Origin of the sequence: Xanthomarina maritima, from assembly GCF_008084905.1 — a bacterium.
Classification (GTDB): domain Bacteria; phylum Bacteroidota; class Bacteroidia; order Flavobacteriales; family Flavobacteriaceae; genus Xanthomarina; species Xanthomarina maritima.
Genome location: NZ_VSFC01000062.1, coordinates 133,842 through 148,988, shown reverse-complemented (window position 1 = coordinate 148,988; position 15,147 = coordinate 133,842). Strand labels below are relative to the sequence as shown.

Genomic DNA, 15,147 nt, shown 5'->3' with positions numbered 1-15,147 from the left:
TTTATTTTAATTAACTCTTACTGATATATGAATATGATCTCCATGTCCTCCAACAGGGTAATTGTGGTTCCATGTGTTAGAGTAAATATCATATTTGTGTTTAAAATGTGGCCCAAAATTCTCTCTAATATATTGATAATTATCAAAACCTTCTTGAAGTTGAATTATTTGATTTGTAACTCCAGTAAGAGCCATTCTTTGCCTATTAATTGAATTTATATCTACAGCTGTACCATTATAATGATTACTTGTTGTAGAATGATTCCCATTAGTAGTACAATAAATATTAACTTCATTGATTTTATCTGAAGAATCTAAATTATTGTTAGCTTCATTAAGTGCAAATTCAATTGATTCTAATAAATAAATTGACACCTCCTGATTAGAACTAACTCCGTCAGAAGTATTAGAATTGAAAGTAACATTAACAATACTATTATCATTTAAAATTATTTGATTAGGGATATTTACCTTTTGTCCTAAATATACATAATTATCATCTGGTGTGTCTGTTTGAATATATAATTCTTCAAAATCTACTTCACCTCCATCCAATAACGCCTCAATGGCCTCCATGGCAAAAGCTATAGCCTCTTCACTGACTTCATGGTTCTGTAAAAATGTTTGTACGCGTTTTAACTGATAGGCATTGAGATCATCTTTTATCCAATCTATAACGTCTTGGTTATTGACTGAATCTTCTGTAATATCAGATAAATTTAACAAATTTAAAACATTAATTTGCATAGCTGTAATGTTATCTATAAGCACAGTAGCATTACCTGTCCCAGTTGAATTTCCAGAATTATTGTTCCCAATTCCCGGACCTCCTGAACCGTGTCCATCTCCTGGAAAATTATTGTTTCCTTCTCCCTCTAATTCATGAGGATTATTTGTCTCTCCATTTCCAGGCTCTCCTGTGGTACCACCTCCTCCTCCAGAATTATAGCCAACTCCTGGAGGGCAAGGAACTTCTACTCGATCTGTTCCTATAACCCAGCCTGTTCCTTGACTAATTATATCTTGATACTCATAACAGATATTTAAACCTTCATCATAATGGACCAATCCATTTATCATTCCTGCTAAGTCTAAATCTTCTATATCTGTAAATGTTATGTATTCTACAACGCTAGGTGTTTCTCCAGCATCAATTAAACTTTTAACTTCTAAAGGCAGATTGTAAGTCACTAAAAATGTTTTATAATTTCCATCTGGTTGCAAGGAAATAAGTGCGTTCTTAATAATATTGCTTTCAGTAGATTCTTCTATAACAGGAAAGGTATAGGAATGATATAATCCATCTGAGCTTTCAAGATAAATAGCATGTTCTGAGTTTATGGTCAACCCAGAATCTGTGACTACTAATTTCAACGATTCATTATCGCTATTTGCTTTAGATTGATCTGATTGCAATGACTTAAGTGTGTTGACTAGACTTTTATTTGTCGAAATTTCTTGCTTAAATATTGGTTTAATATTATAAGAAGAATTTTTGGCCTGGTCTGTAGTACTGTTTAAATCATATTCCGAATCGCTCTGACATGAAAATTGTAGAATTGACATGAGGAACAAGGCAAAAATTAATGGATTAAAACGCCTTAGTTTTACGTTTTTTGATTTTTGATTTTTGATTTTTGATCATAATAAATAATTTTTAAGTTAACATGCCATAAACCTAAAGGTTAAATTTAAAATATCGTGTACGTAACGTTACGTATATTTAATGTTTTTCGATGAAATGCACTGTTTCAATTACGGTAAAACCGTAATTGTTTGAGATTTTAATAATTTGAAGTTGCAGACATTTTGAAATCTTATAGATTCTTCGCATCGCTCTGAATGACAAATCACATCTTATAAATCCAAAAAAATTGGTTTCAAAATGTTATCACATTTTGTAAATCCGTGATAAGATTTTCAAGATTACATCTTGTAAATCCAATCTGCTGGATTTTGAGTGGCACTTTCTTTAAAAATACTAAAGTTTAAAATGGTTTCTTTATTGGAAGGGTTTGTAAAGACTTGTCCTATTTCTTGTTTAGTGGTTACGTTATCGCCTTTTTTAACATATACTTTCGAGAGGTTTTTATAAACCGTTACATAGTTACCATGTTGTATTAACACCGAAAGATTTCCATGTTTTATAGCTTGAACTGCCAATACTTTTCCATTAAAAACAGCTCGAATTGGGGCATTTTCCTCTGTTGCAATACGTACACCATTACTTTGTATCATCACTGTTTTTACTACAGGATGTGGTTGTTTTCCGTAACCTAATTTCACAACACCTTTCTCAACAGGCCAAGGCAATTTGCCTTTGCTTGACACAAAATTATCGGCAAGTATTTTGTCTTCTGGTGTCAAAGCAAAACCTTTTGAGGCTGCTGCAGTTGTGGTTCCTTTATTTTTATTAGATTCAGCAATGGCTTCGCGAATAATTTTCTCTATTTCTCGGTCAATTTGATCGGCTTCACGTTGCTTTTCTCTTATTTGAGCTGTATAGTTATTTAAGTTCTTATTAATGGAAGCCATCAAGCTTTGTTGTTGTTTTAGCTCAACTTCAAGCTCTCTTTGTGCCACTCTATTTTCATCAATAAGCTTTTGTTTATCTGTTTTTTGTTTTAATAAAGCTGTATTAGTCTCCTGCAGCTCAAGGGTTTTGACTTTAATTAGTTCGCCTTGTTCTTTTTGGTACTCTGCATACTGGTTAATGTACTGCACACGTTTGTATGCTTGCTGAAAATTACTGGATGATAACAAAAACATGACTCTGCTTTGTTCGCTTTTACTTTTATAAGACGTAACAATCATTTTAGCATAATTGTCTTTAAGTGTTTGAAGTTCGTCTCTTAATTCAGTAATTTTCTTTTGATTGGTATTTATCTCTCGAGTCAATAAATTGGCTTGCTGATTGGTGATTTTTATTAAATTTTGACGTACACTTACTTTATAACTTAAATCTTCAATAAGCGATGTTTGTGTTTTTTGTTGCGATTTATTTTTGAAAAGTAAATCGTTTATTTGCTTTATCTCACGACTTAATTCTTGACGACGTTCTTCTAACTCTTGTTGCTTTTTACTTTGAGAAAAGCTAACGATGCTACTTAATAAAAATACAAGTAGGAATATTATGGTATATGTTTTTTTGTGCATCATTTACTTAAAAACAATTTCTTCAAATCCAGATGGCATATTAAAAGGATATCTTAAATCTTGGTTCAAAGATACCGATTTGAATTCCATTTCTATAGTTGTTTCATCATCTCCTTCTAAAACAATTATTTTCATGTTTTCGGGTAGATTTTGCTTTTCTACATTTTGATAATTTAAATAATCTATTTGTAGAAACCTGGCTTCGATAGTTTGAGATAATTGTTGTGAATCTATTTTAAAATGTGAAGGGTTTATTATATAAAACAATTCAAAAAGTGCTAATTGCTCATTAGGTTGAAATATATACTTAGCATTGTTTACAGACATGCTATAGTCTGTTCTATTAAGTTTAAATAACGGATTACCAAGAAATAAATTCTGAACTTTTTCGAAGTCAAGTTGTGTGCCAAGAATATCGCTTAAAAAACGGAAATCGCCATCAAAATATGTGTTATCCAACTTGTTATAATAACGCACTTTTTCTGGTGTAATCATCACTCTAATAATATTAAAAGAGGAGCTTATCCAGATAATTTGATCTTTCAACATTCTAAAAGAAAGTGTGTGTGTTTGTGAATCGTTTCCTTCTGAATAAACAACCTTGACCTTTGCTTGAAGCGTTTTAAAATTTGGGGAAGTTTTAGAATTTTCCTTGATAACTTCTTTAGAAGACAAATTTAAATTTACGGAACCATCTGAAAGTGTTTTAGTGGGTTTACATCCAAAAAAACTTACTAATAAACATCCAATAAATATGGTTTTTTTAAAAAAGAATAGCTTCATTAATTTGTAGATTCTAACTGTTTTGCTTTATCACTAAACGTTTTAGCCTTAACTGTATTGTTTAAAGTAGTGTATGCTAAACTTAATTGCTTATAAAAATCAGCTTCCATTTTTGTATCGTCAATTATGTAGTCTAATCCTGCTTCAAGAGTTTCTATAGCTTCTTTAGCACGATTTAATTTATTTAATGCTACACCATGTATTAAATAGATTAAAGGCTGTGAAGGATATTTTAATAAAGCGTCTTGACTTTTAGAGACAGCTTCTTCGTAATGTTCTAAATCAATATCTAATAATAACACATTTTTTAATACTGTATAATTATCTGGATCTATTTTTAATGCTTCATTAAAATATTCTAATGCCTTCTTTTTATCACCTTTAGCTAAGTAGTATTGTGCTAATTCAACATAGCTTTTATCGTTAGAATTATCTAGTGTAAAACTGGTAGCTTCAACCAAATCTTCTTCGTATTCTGGATTCTCACCTACAAATTTCACAAAATCTGACAAAACCATCATCTTAGCTTCCGAATTTATTTGAGGGCTTTGAAGCACAATTTTCATAGAAGCTATAGCTTGTTCTGGATTGTTTTCTTCTAAATAAAATTTATATAATGCTAAATGAACCAATTGAGAATTAGGCTTTATTTCTAATAATTTTTTAGCAGTTTCAAAGGCCTTTTCTTTATCATTATTTTCACTATATCTATAGATTAAAGCCAGATAATTTGATTCTTCGTCTGGATTGTCTTCAACACGTTCTTCCAGGTTTTCAATTTGATCTTTTTTTCTGCCTGTTGCAGCATAAATTTGATTCCTCAACATATCTCTTGAAGGCGTAATACCTTGCTCATTATCTAATTGATCAAGAATTTCTAAAGCATTTTTATAGTCTTTGGTTCTATAATAAAGGTTAGCCAAATCTTCTTTATAATCTGGATGGTAGTTAACTAGCTGCTTAACAGTTTTAATAGCTTTATCGTAATCGTTTTGTTGCGCATAGACTTCATAAAGTTCATCTAAATACCATTCGTTATCTGGTTGATCTTTTACAGCTTTTTTTAAAGCATCTTCAGCTGCACCAAAGTTTTTTAATAAGTTATAGTTTTTACCTAATTCGTAGTAAAAAACAGATTGAGAATTGTCTAATTCAATACATTGTAGAAGTGCTGTAACTGCTCGATCGTAATTTTCAATGCCTTTTTGTTTTAAAGCTTCAAAAAATAATTCTTGAGTTCTATCTTCAACATCACCTAAATCGTCGTCTGGTGTTTTATTAAAATCTATTTGCGCATAGATTATCTGAGGAATGAAAATCAATCCGAAGAAAAAAATGAGGATGTAGATTTTTTGTTTCATATTTATTCTAAAACTGAATAATCGCCAATACTTATTTTAGTATACTTACCATTGTAAATTACATGATTACCAATCATTGCGTCGTCTAAATTAGCATTTTTAATAGTAGTATGGTTTTGTATTAAGCTATTTTTAACGGTTGAAGCTTCTATCTTACAATTGTTCCCAATAGAAACATTAGGTCCTATTGTAGCATTATTTAAAACTACATTTTCGCCAATAAAACAAGGCTCTATAATAGTAGAGTTATTATTTGTTACGGTTGATGCAATAAGTTCTTCCTTCCCATCTGCTTGTAAAAAACCTAACATTCTAGCGTTTGTTTCAATTGTGACTGGTTTGTTACCACAATCCATCCATTCATCAACTGTTCCTGTTTTAAAGATTTTCCCTTTTGCCATCATACCCTTAATGCCATCGTTTATCTGATATTCACCTCCATTAATAATGTTGCTATCTAAGACGTGTTGCAGTTCTTCTTTTAAAACTGTCACATCTTTAAAATAATAAATACCAATAACGGCTAGATCACTAACAAAAGTTTCTGGTTTTTCAACAAGTTCAATAATTTCATTCTTATCATTTAATTTAACAACACCAAAAGCTTCAGGTTTATCTACTTGCTTTGTCCAAATAACTGCATCTGCTTCAGGATCTAGGTTGAAATCGGCTCTAATCAACGTATCTGCATACGCAATAACTGCTGGTCCAGAAAGTGATTTTTTGGCACACATAATGGCATGACCTGTTCCTAAAGGTTGGTCTTGACGGTAAATAGTAGCTTTAGCATTTAAACTTTTTGCTAAGTCTTGAAGACTGGAAACTACATCGTCTCCAAACCAAGCAGGATCTCCAAGAACAAAAGCAATTTCTTCAATAGGTTGGTTTAATACTTTTACGATATCCTTAACCAACTTGTGAACAATTGGTTGTCCTGCTACTGGAATTAATGGTTTTGGTACTGTTAAACTATGTGGACGAAGACGAGAGCCTCGTCCAGCCATGGGTACTATTATTTTCATCTTTTAAAGTTGAATCGTTTTTATTTTAGTTGTTGATTTAATCAAGAATGTTACTTTTTGAAATCAAAAAATCTGTAATCCAAATTCGTCAATTATTTGGTTCCAGTACTTCCAAACCCAGCTTCACCTCTTGATGTTTCTGAAAGTATTTCTACCTCTTCCCATTCAGCACGCTCGTGTTTTGCAATGACTAATTGTGCTATACGTTCGCCATTATTTATAGTGAAATCTTCATTTGAAAGGTTAACAAGAATCACACCAATTTCTCCTCTATAATCTGCATCGACTGTTCCTGGAGCATTTAAAACTGTAATTCCTTTTTTAGCAGCTAAACCACTTCTTGGTCTTACTTGAGCTTCAACACCAACTGGTAATTCTATAAAAAGTCCTGTCCCAACAATACTTCGTTCTAAGGGTTTTAAAGTTCTAGGCTCTGATAAATTGGCTCTTAAATCCATTCCAGCAGACGCTATGGTTTCATAGTGTGGCAAAGCATGGCTGGATTTGTTAATTATTTTTATTTGCATAGTTTTGAGATTGATCGCGTTTATTGAATGACAGATTAGCTTCTTTTTAATAATTGTTTTAATTCCTTTTTCTCAAGTTGAAAAACAAGTCCTAAAAATACAATTAATGCTGAAATTCCAACTACATAATTCCCTCTAAATCCATAAAAGGATATCGCAGAAAGACCGATTGATAATAATAAATACCATGAAATCTTTTTAAGGTTATATGGAATAGGATAATATTTTTTTCCGAAATAATAAGATATAATCGTCATAGAGGCATAGGCTGAAAGCGTAGCTAGAGCCGAACCAACAAAACTTATTTTAGGTATTAACCAGAAATTAAGTAAAAGTGTTATAATTGCGCCAAATACTGAAATATAGGCTCCAAACTTGGTTCTGTCTGTTATTTTATACCAAACAGATAAATTATGATAAATACCTAAACATAAATTAGCCAATAATATAATTGGCACAATAAGCATGGCTTGCCAATAGGCTTCGTCTCCAATTAGAATAACTTTTAAAACATCAGCAAAGACAACTACTCCTAGTAAAATGGCAGAACCAAAAATAACAAAGTACTCAAGTATTCTTGCATAGTTTTTTTTAGGATTTTCTGTATTTGCATGACTAAAAAAATAAGGTTCCACACCAAGCTTATAAGCTGTTACAAAAAGCGTCATAAACATACCTAATTTATAACATGCAGAGTACATACCAATTTCTGTTTTAGCAATGTTTTCAGGAAGTAATTTATCGAGTAATATTCTATCGAAAGTCTCATTTATGGAAAAAGCCACTCCTGCAATCAATACAGGAAAGGCATAGCGCATCATTTGTTTCCAAAGATTGATGTTAAAAGTATATTGAATTTTGAAGTAAAATGGCAGCATAATTAGCAAGGTAACTGCACTTGCAACCAAATTTGCAATAAAGATATAATTGATTTCAAAATTAGGCTTGTAAATGTTGGCTAACAACGAAGATTCTGTTGTTAAATCTTTTAACCATAACAGCAAAAACAAATTCAATCCAAGATTAATTGCAACATTTAGAATTTTGATAATTGCATACTTTATAGGTCTTGCGTTGGCTCTTAACCATGCAAAAGGAATGATAACTAAAGCATCTAATAGTAAAATCCAAATAACCAGATTGACATATTCAGCTTTTATATCTATGAATTGTGCTATTTGATTTTGAAAAACTAATACGAATAAAAAGAAAAGTATTGAAGAAATAATCAAAGAAATAGAAGACGTTCCAATAACTTTAGAAATATGAGTCTCTTTATGGAAAAACCTAAAAAAAGCTGTTTCCATTCCATATGCTAAAATAACATTAAATAGAACGAAATATGAATAGATTAATGATACGTCTCCATAATCTGCAACTGATTTTAAGACACTTTCATCTGTATGTAAACGAACTAATAAAAAACTTAACATTCGTGGTAACACTGTCGCCAAGCCATAAATAAAAGTTTGTTTAAATAGAGATTTTAAAGTACTCAAGAGTTCGTTTTTGGTCTGCTAAATATACAGTTTTAAAAATCTAATTACAATCTAATAAATTAAGGTTGTTTTGGAGGTGCAGAAGGATATTCTTCTTTAGGTTTTTCAATAAGGTTTTCTACTTTAATGTATTTGGTTGTTTCTTTTTCTATATAACTGATAACACATTCATTTTCGGCTAATTTAAAAGGGAAATTATTCTCTTTTAAAGGAGTTTTGTTGCCAAATTCATCTTGACCATTATTATTCATAATAATGTCATCACGTTGATTCAAATCTGTTTTTATATTTGCAACATAATTTATTTTACCAATTTCTATATTGGCTTTATAATCTCTAAAATAAATAGAATCGAACTTCACATTATTTTTATTTGAAATTACATTGATTAGCATGTGGTATCCTGAACCACCACCTTGTACTCCTGCAATCCATTTTTGAAAAGTTACTTGTCCTAATTCAAATGATGCTGTTTCTTGTAGTTGCATTTTTTGAGCACTAGAGCATTGTGCAAAACTAATTAGGATTAATACTATACAGATGAAGCTCAATATTTGTTTTTGTCTTTTCATTGATGCCAAGAATTTGATTTATAAAGATACTAAATCAAATACTGTTCCATAAAAAAAGCCTTACTAATAAAAGTAAGGCTAAATTACTATGAGATGCTGAACTTGATTCAGCATGACGTTTTATCTTAGTTATTTAAAGCTTCAGCTCCACCAACAATCTCAAGGATTTCGTTAGTAATAGCTGCTTGACGTGCTTTATTGTAAGTTAATTTTAACTGATCTCTTAACTCAGTAGCATTATCTGTTGCTTTATGCATAGCTGTCATTCGTGCACCATGTTCTGAAGCAAAAGAATCTCTAATTCCTTTAAACAATTGTGTTTTTAGGGATTTAGGAATTAATTGTTCAACAATTTCAATTTTTGAAGGTTCAAAAATATAATCTAAATTCACATTAACATCAGCTTCAACAGGAACAATTGGTAAAAATTGTTCTGTCATTATTTCTTGAGTTGCAGCATTTTTAAATTTATTGTAAACAAGTACAATTTTATCATATTCACCAGCAACAAACTTATCCATAAGCATTTGAGCTATTTCAGATACATTTTCGAAAGTTAAATCATCGAAAATAGCACTTTTATTAGCTACTACTTTATTGGTTTTCTTAAAAGCATCATTTGCCTTTTTACCAATTGCTAAATAAGAAACATCTTTTCCTGCATAAGTACCTTTTGATAATTTACTTACTTCTTTAATGATGTTTGAATTAAACGCTCCACACAATCCTCTATTTGAAGTAATAGCTACAATAAGTATTTTATTTACTTCTCTTTGAGAAGAAAATTTACTTCCAGAATCTGCATCTAAAGTAGCACTTAAACTTTGTAAAAGTTCAGTTAACTTGTCTGCATAAGGACGCATAGCTGTAATAGCATCTTGTGCCTTCTTTAATTTTGCAGCAGATACCATTTTCATGGCACTGGTAATCTGCATGGTAGAAGATACCGATGATATTCTGTTACGTATTTCTTTTAAATTTGCCATATTTTAAAATATGAAATAAGATTCCCGCTTTCGTGGGAATATTAATTATGCTTTATATTTTCCTGATAAATCTTTAGCTACAGCCATTAAAGTATCTGTAACCTCATCAGTTAATTTACCTGCTTTTAACGTGCTTAATACATCTGCATGTTTAGCTCTTAAAAACTCGATAAAATCTCTTTCGAATTCTTTTACTTTCTCTATAGGAACGTCTCTTAATAAGTTTTTAGATCCAGCATAAATAATTGCTACTTGATCTTCAACTTTAAACGGATCGTTTTGTGCTTGTTTTAAGATTTCAACGTTACGTTTACCTTTATTAATTACATTTAAAGTTACAGCATCTAAATCTGATCCAAACTTAGCAAACGCTTCTAATTCGCGATATTGTGCTTGGTCTAATTTTAAAGTACCTGCTACTTTTTTCATAGATTTAATTTGTGCATTACCACCAACACGAGATACCGAAATACCTACGTTAATAGCTGGACGTACACCAGAGTTAAATAAATCTCCATCTAAGAAAATTTGTCCATCTGTAATAGAAATTACGTTAGTTGGAATATATGCTGAAACGTCTCCTGCTTGTGTTTCAATAATTGGTAATGCTGTTAAAGAACCACCACCTTTTACGATTGGTTTTAATGAATCTGGAAGGTCATTCATTTCTTTAGCAATATCATCGTTATTGATAATTTTTGCAGAACGCTCTAATAATCTTGAGTGTAAGTAGAAAACGTCTCCTGGATATGCTTCACGTCCTGGAGGTCTTCTTAATAATAAAGATACCTCACGATAAGCAACGGCTTGTTTTGATAAATCATCAAATACAATTAAAGCTGGTCTACCAGTATCTCTAAAATATTCTCCAATAGAAGCTCCAGTCATTGGCGCATATACTTGCATTGCAGCAGGATCTGATGCATTTGCAGCAACTATAGTTGTGTATGCTAAAGCTCCTCTTTCTTCTAATGTTTTAGCAATTAATGCTACTGTTGAAGCTTTTTGTCCAACTGCAACATAAATACAATATACAGGTTCTCCTGCATCGAAAAATTCTTTTTGATTTAAAATGGTATCAATACAAACTGCTGTTTTACCAGTTTGTCTATCTCCAATTACCAACTCACGTTGACCTCTACCAACAGGAATCATCGCATCAATTGCCTTAATACCTGTTTGTAATGGTTCTGTAACTGGCTCTCTATAAATTACACCTGGAGCTTTACGCTCTAGTGGCATTTGGTAAGTTTCTCCAGTAATAGGTCCTTTACCATCAATAGGGTTTCCTAAAGTATCTACAACACGACCAACAATACCTTCACCTACATTAATAGATGCGATACGTTCTGTACGTTTTACTGTAGAACCTTCTTTAACTCCAATGGATGTTCCTAATAATACAATACCAACATTATCTTCTTCAAGATTCAGTACAATACCTTCTAATCCACCTTCGAATTCAACTAACTCACCATATTGAGCGTTAGCTAATCCGTAAGCACGTACAATACCATCACCTATAGTTAATACTGTTCCAACTTCGTCTAATGTAGCTCCTGCTTCAAATCCTGAAAGTTGTTGTTTTAAGATTGCTGATATTTCAGCTGGTTTTACTTCTGCCATCTTATTATATATTTAGATAAAATATCTTAGTTTAATGTAAATTCTCTTTTTAACTTATTTAATTTATTTGCAATACTTGCATTATATTGAATATCTCCAACACGTAATATGAAGCCTCCAAGAATGCTTTCGTCTATCGTGCTTTTAACTTCAACATCTTTTCCTGTAAGCTCTTTAACTTTAGCAAGAACCTTAACTTTTAAATCGTCGGTTAAAGGTACTGCAGTAGTAACTTGAGCAATTTGAGTTCCTGTTAATTCGTCATATAAAAGATTGTATTTTAAAGCAACTTCACCTAAAAGAGGTAATCTTTTATTTGTAATTAGGGTGTCAATTAAATTTCCTGTTATTTCATTAGAGTTTTTAAAGACTTCTAATAATACTGATTTCTTAATTGAAGAACTCACTACAGGATTTTGAAGCATATCGTTTAGGTCTCTGCTTTCTGCTATAGTTTTAGCTATTAGCTTCATATCATTATTTACAGCTTCAGCTGCGTTTTTATCTGATGCTAAACTTAAAACTGCTTTTGCGTAACGTATTGCTGCTCTTGCTCCTGCCATTATATATTAATTTAATTTTGCTTCACCTAACATAGACTCAACCAATTCTATTTGTTTGTCTTTATTAGATAATTCTGCACGTACTACTTTTTCAGCTATTTCTATAGATAGATTTGCAACATGACTTTTAAGTTCTGCCATAGCTGCTTTCTTTTCGCTTTCAATTGCAGATTGTGCTTGTTCTATAATAGAGTTTGCTTGTGCTTGTGCTTCACCTTTAGCGTCTTCTATCATTTTCACTTTTATATCACGAGCTTCTTTAAGTAAAGCTTCACGTTCTGCTCTTGCTTCTTTTAATATACGCTCATTATCTGCATGAAGATTTTCCATCTCTTTACGAGCGTTTTCAGCAGATGCTAATGCTTTTTTAATACCTTCTTCTCTATCGCTTACTGCTCCAAGAATTGGTTTCCAAGCAAACTTTTTTAAGATTAATAATAAAAATATGAACGTTATAGCTGTCCAAAATACCAATCCAAAACCAGGTGTAATTAAATCCATTTGTTTATTGTTTTAATAACTTAAATTTTAAAAAACACTGAAGCAACCAACCGTTGCTTCAGTATTCTTAGGTTTTTTACCCTTGTAAGAAAGCAACAACAACACCAAATAGTGCTACTGCCTCTACGAAGGCTGCTAAAATTAATGCAGAAGATTGAATCTTTCCGTGCATTTCTGGTTGACGTGCCATAGCTTCCATAGCAGATCCACCAATTTTACCAATACCAAGTCCAGCTCCAATAGCTGCTAAACCAGCTCCAATCGCTGCAATTCCAGTAATAGTCATAGTTATAAAATTTAAATTAATTAATGATGTTCTTCTTCTGTTGCCATACCAAAATATAAGGCTGACAAAATTGTAAATATATATGCTTGTATTGCTGTAACAATAATCTCAATTACTGTAATAAATAATGAGAAAGCTACAGAAACTGGTGCTATTGCAACAGATTTAAATACAAATATTAATGACATTAATGCTAATATAATAACGTGTCCTGCTGTAATGTTAGCAAATAAACGAATCATTAAAGAGATTGGTTTTACAAACATTCCAATAATCTCGATTGGCATTAAAAATATTTTCATTGGTACTGGAACTCCTGGCATCCAAAAAATGTGTTTCCAGTAATTTTTGTTACCACTTATAGTTGTGATTATAAAAGTGAATACTGCAAGAGTACATGTAAATGCAATGTTTCCACTTAAGTTTGCTCCATTTAAAATTGGAATTAATCCAAAGATATTGTTAATCCATATAAAGAAAAAGATAGTTAACAAGTAAGGCATATATCTTTTATACTTATGATCACCTATCATTGGTTTTGCTATTTCATCTCTAACAAACATTATAAGAGGCTCTATAAATCCTGCAATACCAGTAGGCACTTTATTTTCTGATTTTTTATAAACTTTAGCAGTAGATAAAAAGATTATTAATAACAATACAGCAGAAACCCACATCATGAATACATTTCTTGTAATAGAAATATCTGTAGGCATACTAGCATTTGTAGGATGATGCTCCGTATCAAACTCAACTGCATTTGCATTATTATCTAATTGATATATTTTTTCATGAAGCTTAACAAACTTACCTCCATTTTCTTCTACAATTACTTTACCAGAATCATCATGATGAAATTTGCTTGAAGAAAAAGTAGTAAGACCGTTATCAGTCCATAAAATAATTGGTAATGATAAAGATACTGGTGTACCATTCCAATCCCATAAGTGAAATTCATGTGCATCTTTTACGTGATGCAGAATCATCTCTTTAGCATTGAATTCTTTATCTTCAGTAGGATCTGAATTTTCCGATGCAAATCCAACAAATGAAGTTGTTAGAAATAAAACAGAAAATATCGTGCTTTTAAAGGTGTTTAATGTCATTCTGTATTGCTTAAAAATACCTTGCTTTAATTTCCGTGCAAATGTACGTACATTATATTAAATGTCAAACACTTTTTTAATGATTATTTAAACCCTTATTTTTAGTGGGTTTTATGGCTTTTTTTGTAGGAAACTTGTTAAAGAATAGACTTCAAAAAATAAGTATAAAAAGTAAGGTATAAAGAAATTAAACACATCTGGTTGTTTGTTTTCTGTATCGGATAAAAAAACAGGTAATAAAAACACGATGGCTAAAACCATTTTTAAGAGTGTGAAACCCATAAACGTATTAAAAATTTCAGTTTTTCCACTTGAGTATTTGTAGTTAATAACTGTATATAATAAAGTAGTAACTATAAAATGAAAGATATAAATTTGCCATAAAGGTATGATAAAGTGGATATTATCTGCAAAGTGAGATAACAAGTAACTATGAATTCCTAATAGAATAAGAGTTACTGCAATATTTTGAACTAAAAAGGAAAGTTGTCTTGATTTAAAAGCTGGATTCATTTTAATTATCTTCTTTTGAGCCTGCAATAATACGTCTAATAACAAATATAATTGATATAATTACTGAACTTAATGTAAAAGTTAAAGTGAATAAATTGTTTTTGTTAGGATAATTTTCATCAAGTTTTACACCAATAAAAGTTCCTATTGCAATAATAGCAATCATTTGAAAAGCAATTCCTGAAAATTTAACATAGCTATTAAGCTGAGTGTCCTTGCCCTGCTTTTGGTGCTTCTTGTGGTTGTTGCTCACTTCTTGAATTAAAATCTTTTACTGCTCCTTTCATAGCACAAGTAACATTAAATGTAGCACCTGGCTCAACTTCTAATTTTCCTAAAACAACTTCGCCTTCTATATATGCTGTAGATTTAAGTGTTAAAGTTCCAGATAAGGATAATTTGCCTGAAAATTTTCCTTCAAAATGTGCATCTGTACCACTTAAAGTTCCTTTAATATATCCTGTTTTACCAACAACAACTTTTCCTGGTGTTCTTAAATTGCCTTCAATGGTTCCGTCTATTCTTAAATCGCCTTCACTAGTTAGGTCTCCAATAATTTTTGTGCCTTTAGAGATAATATTCTGACTTGAAGTTAATTCAAGGCTTGCTTTATCTTTTTTGTTTTCAGAAAACATAATGAACTGTT

Annotated in this window: 17 protein-coding genes; all 17 read right to left on the bottom strand. The window is 31.1% G+C overall.

The window, feature by feature from the left end; translation table 11 throughout:
- Positions 1-6: 6 nt before the first annotated feature.
- Positions 7-1,416 (bottom strand): hypothetical protein, encoded by a 1,410-nt coding sequence (locus tag FVF61_RS13020; RefSeq protein ID WP_158635214.1) that lies wholly within the window; start codon positions 1,414-1,416, stop codon positions 7-9.
- A gap of 510 nt (positions 1,417-1,926) precedes the next feature.
- Complete coding sequence (locus FVF61_RS13015) at positions 1,927-3,156, bottom strand: murein hydrolase activator EnvC family protein (protein WP_148457535.1); 1,230 nt, start codon at positions 3,154-3,156, stop codon at positions 1,927-1,929.
- A gap of 3 nt (positions 3,157-3,159) precedes the next feature.
- Positions 3,160-3,939: a DUF4292 domain-containing protein gene (locus FVF61_RS13010; protein ID WP_148457106.1), complete on the bottom strand. Its 780-nt coding sequence runs from the start codon at positions 3,937-3,939 to the stop codon at positions 3,160-3,162.
- Positions 3,939-5,300, bottom strand: a complete 1,362-nt coding sequence (locus FVF61_RS13005) for a tetratricopeptide repeat protein (protein ID WP_148457104.1) — start codon at positions 5,298-5,300, stop codon at positions 3,939-3,941. Before FVF61_RS13005 ends, FVF61_RS13010 begins: the two co-directional genes overlap by 1 nt.
- Before the next feature lie 2 nt (positions 5,301-5,302).
- The gene (locus FVF61_RS13000) at positions 5,303-6,322 is read right to left on the bottom strand and encodes a sugar phosphate nucleotidyltransferase (RefSeq protein ID WP_148457102.1); all 1,020 of its coding nucleotides are present in this window, start codon (positions 6,320-6,322) and stop codon (positions 5,303-5,305) included.
- A 92-nt stretch (positions 6,323-6,414) separates the two neighbouring features.
- Positions 6,415-6,849, bottom strand: coding sequence for a dUTP diphosphatase (gene dut / locus FVF61_RS12995; RefSeq protein ID WP_148457100.1), 435 nt, complete (start codon positions 6,847-6,849; stop codon positions 6,415-6,417).
- Positions 6,850-6,884: 35 nt separating this feature from the next.
- Positions 6,885-8,348: an oligosaccharide flippase family protein gene (locus FVF61_RS12990; RefSeq protein ID WP_148457098.1), complete on the bottom strand. Its 1,464-nt coding sequence runs from the start codon at positions 8,346-8,348 to the stop codon at positions 6,885-6,887.
- 59 nt (positions 8,349-8,407) lie between these two features.
- Positions 8,408-8,836, bottom strand: a complete 429-nt coding sequence (locus tag FVF61_RS12985) for a hypothetical protein (RefSeq protein ID WP_148457096.1) — start codon at positions 8,834-8,836, stop codon at positions 8,408-8,410.
- 209 nt (positions 8,837-9,045) lie between these two features.
- Positions 9,046-9,906: an ATP synthase F1 subunit gamma gene (gene atpG, locus FVF61_RS12980; RefSeq protein WP_148457094.1), complete on the bottom strand. Its 861-nt coding sequence runs from the start codon at positions 9,904-9,906 to the stop codon at positions 9,046-9,048.
- Between the two features lie 45 nt (positions 9,907-9,951).
- The gene (gene atpA, locus FVF61_RS12975; protein ID WP_148457092.1) at positions 9,952-11,532 is read right to left on the bottom strand and encodes a F0F1 ATP synthase subunit alpha; all 1,581 of its coding nucleotides are present in this window, start codon (positions 11,530-11,532) and stop codon (positions 9,952-9,954) included.
- A gap of 26 nt (positions 11,533-11,558) precedes the next feature.
- A complete protein-coding gene (gene atpH / locus FVF61_RS12970; RefSeq protein WP_148457090.1) occupies positions 11,559-12,095 on the bottom strand; it encodes an ATP synthase F1 subunit delta in 537 nt (178 codons plus the stop codon).
- Positions 12,096-12,101: 6 nt separating this feature from the next.
- The gene (locus tag FVF61_RS12965) at positions 12,102-12,596 is read right to left on the bottom strand and encodes a F0F1 ATP synthase subunit B (protein WP_148457088.1); all 495 of its coding nucleotides are present in this window, start codon (positions 12,594-12,596) and stop codon (positions 12,102-12,104) included.
- Positions 12,597-12,672: 76 nt separating this feature from the next.
- Positions 12,673-12,882: an ATP synthase F0 subunit C gene (atpE, locus tag FVF61_RS12960; RefSeq protein WP_148457086.1), complete on the bottom strand. Its 210-nt coding sequence runs from the start codon at positions 12,880-12,882 to the stop codon at positions 12,673-12,675.
- A 20-nt stretch (positions 12,883-12,902) separates the two neighbouring features.
- Positions 12,903-13,988 (bottom strand): F0F1 ATP synthase subunit A, encoded by a 1,086-nt coding sequence (atpB, locus tag FVF61_RS12955; protein ID WP_148457084.1) that lies wholly within the window; start codon positions 13,986-13,988, stop codon positions 12,903-12,905.
- A gap of 111 nt (positions 13,989-14,099) precedes the next feature.
- On the bottom strand, positions 14,100-14,501 hold the full coding sequence (locus FVF61_RS12950) for a hypothetical protein (protein WP_148457082.1): 402 nt from the start codon (positions 14,499-14,501) through the stop codon (positions 14,100-14,102).
- A 1-nt stretch (position 14,502) separates the two neighbouring features.
- A complete protein-coding gene (locus FVF61_RS12945; protein WP_262712024.1) occupies positions 14,503-14,754 on the bottom strand; it encodes an AtpZ/AtpI family protein in 252 nt (83 codons plus the stop codon).
- The gene (locus FVF61_RS12940) at positions 14,702-15,136 is read right to left on the bottom strand and encodes a bactofilin family protein (protein WP_148457079.1); all 435 of its coding nucleotides are present in this window, start codon (positions 15,134-15,136) and stop codon (positions 14,702-14,704) included. Before FVF61_RS12940 ends, FVF61_RS12945 begins: the two co-directional genes overlap by 53 nt.
- Positions 15,137-15,147 lie beyond the last annotated feature (11 nt).

Excerpts from the sequence above, each read along its gene's own strand:
- FVF61_RS13015 (WP_148457535.1), bottom strand. The coding sequence starts at position 3,156 with ATGCACAAAAAAACATATACCATAATATTCCTACTTGTATTTTTATTA.
- FVF61_RS13010 (WP_148457106.1), bottom strand. The coding sequence starts at position 3,939 with ATGAAGCTATTCTTTTTTAAAAAAACCATATTTATTGGATGTTTATTA.
- FVF61_RS13005 (WP_148457104.1), bottom strand. The coding sequence starts at position 5,300 with ATGAAACAAAAAATCTACATCCTCATTTTTTTCTTCGGATTGATTTTC.
- FVF61_RS13000 (WP_148457102.1), bottom strand. The coding sequence starts at position 6,322 with ATGAAAATAATAGTACCCATGGCTGGACGAGGCTCTCGTCTTCGTCCA.
- dut (WP_148457100.1), bottom strand. The coding sequence starts at position 6,849 with ATGCAAATAAAAATAATTAACAAATCCAGCCATGCTTTGCCACACTAT.
- FVF61_RS12985 (WP_148457096.1), bottom strand. The coding sequence starts at position 8,836 with ATGCAACTACAAGAAACAGCATCATTTGAATTAGGACAAGTAACTTTT.
- atpG (WP_148457094.1), bottom strand. The coding sequence starts at position 9,906 with ATGGCAAATTTAAAAGAAATACGTAACAGAATATCATCGGTATCTTCT.
- atpA (WP_148457092.1), bottom strand. The coding sequence starts at position 11,532 with ATGGCAGAAGTAAAACCAGCTGAAATATCAGCAATCTTAAAACAACAA.
- atpH (WP_148457090.1), bottom strand. The coding sequence starts at position 12,095 with ATGGCAGGAGCAAGAGCAGCAATACGTTACGCAAAAGCAGTTTTAAGT.
- FVF61_RS12965 (WP_148457088.1), bottom strand. The coding sequence starts at position 12,596 with ATGGATTTAATTACACCTGGTTTTGGATTGGTATTTTGGACAGCTATA.
- atpE (WP_148457086.1), bottom strand. The coding sequence starts at position 12,882 with ATGACTATTACTGGAATTGCAGCGATTGGAGCTGGTTTAGCAGCTATT.
- atpB (WP_148457084.1), bottom strand. The coding sequence starts at position 13,988 with ATGACATTAAACACCTTTAAAAGCACGATATTTTCTGTTTTATTTCTA.
- FVF61_RS12950 (WP_148457082.1), bottom strand. The coding sequence starts at position 14,501 with ATGAATCCAGCTTTTAAATCAAGACAACTTTCCTTTTTAGTTCAAAAT.
- FVF61_RS12940 (WP_148457079.1), bottom strand. The coding sequence starts at position 15,136 with ATGTTTTCTGAAAACAAAAAAGATAAAGCAAGCCTTGAATTAACTTCA.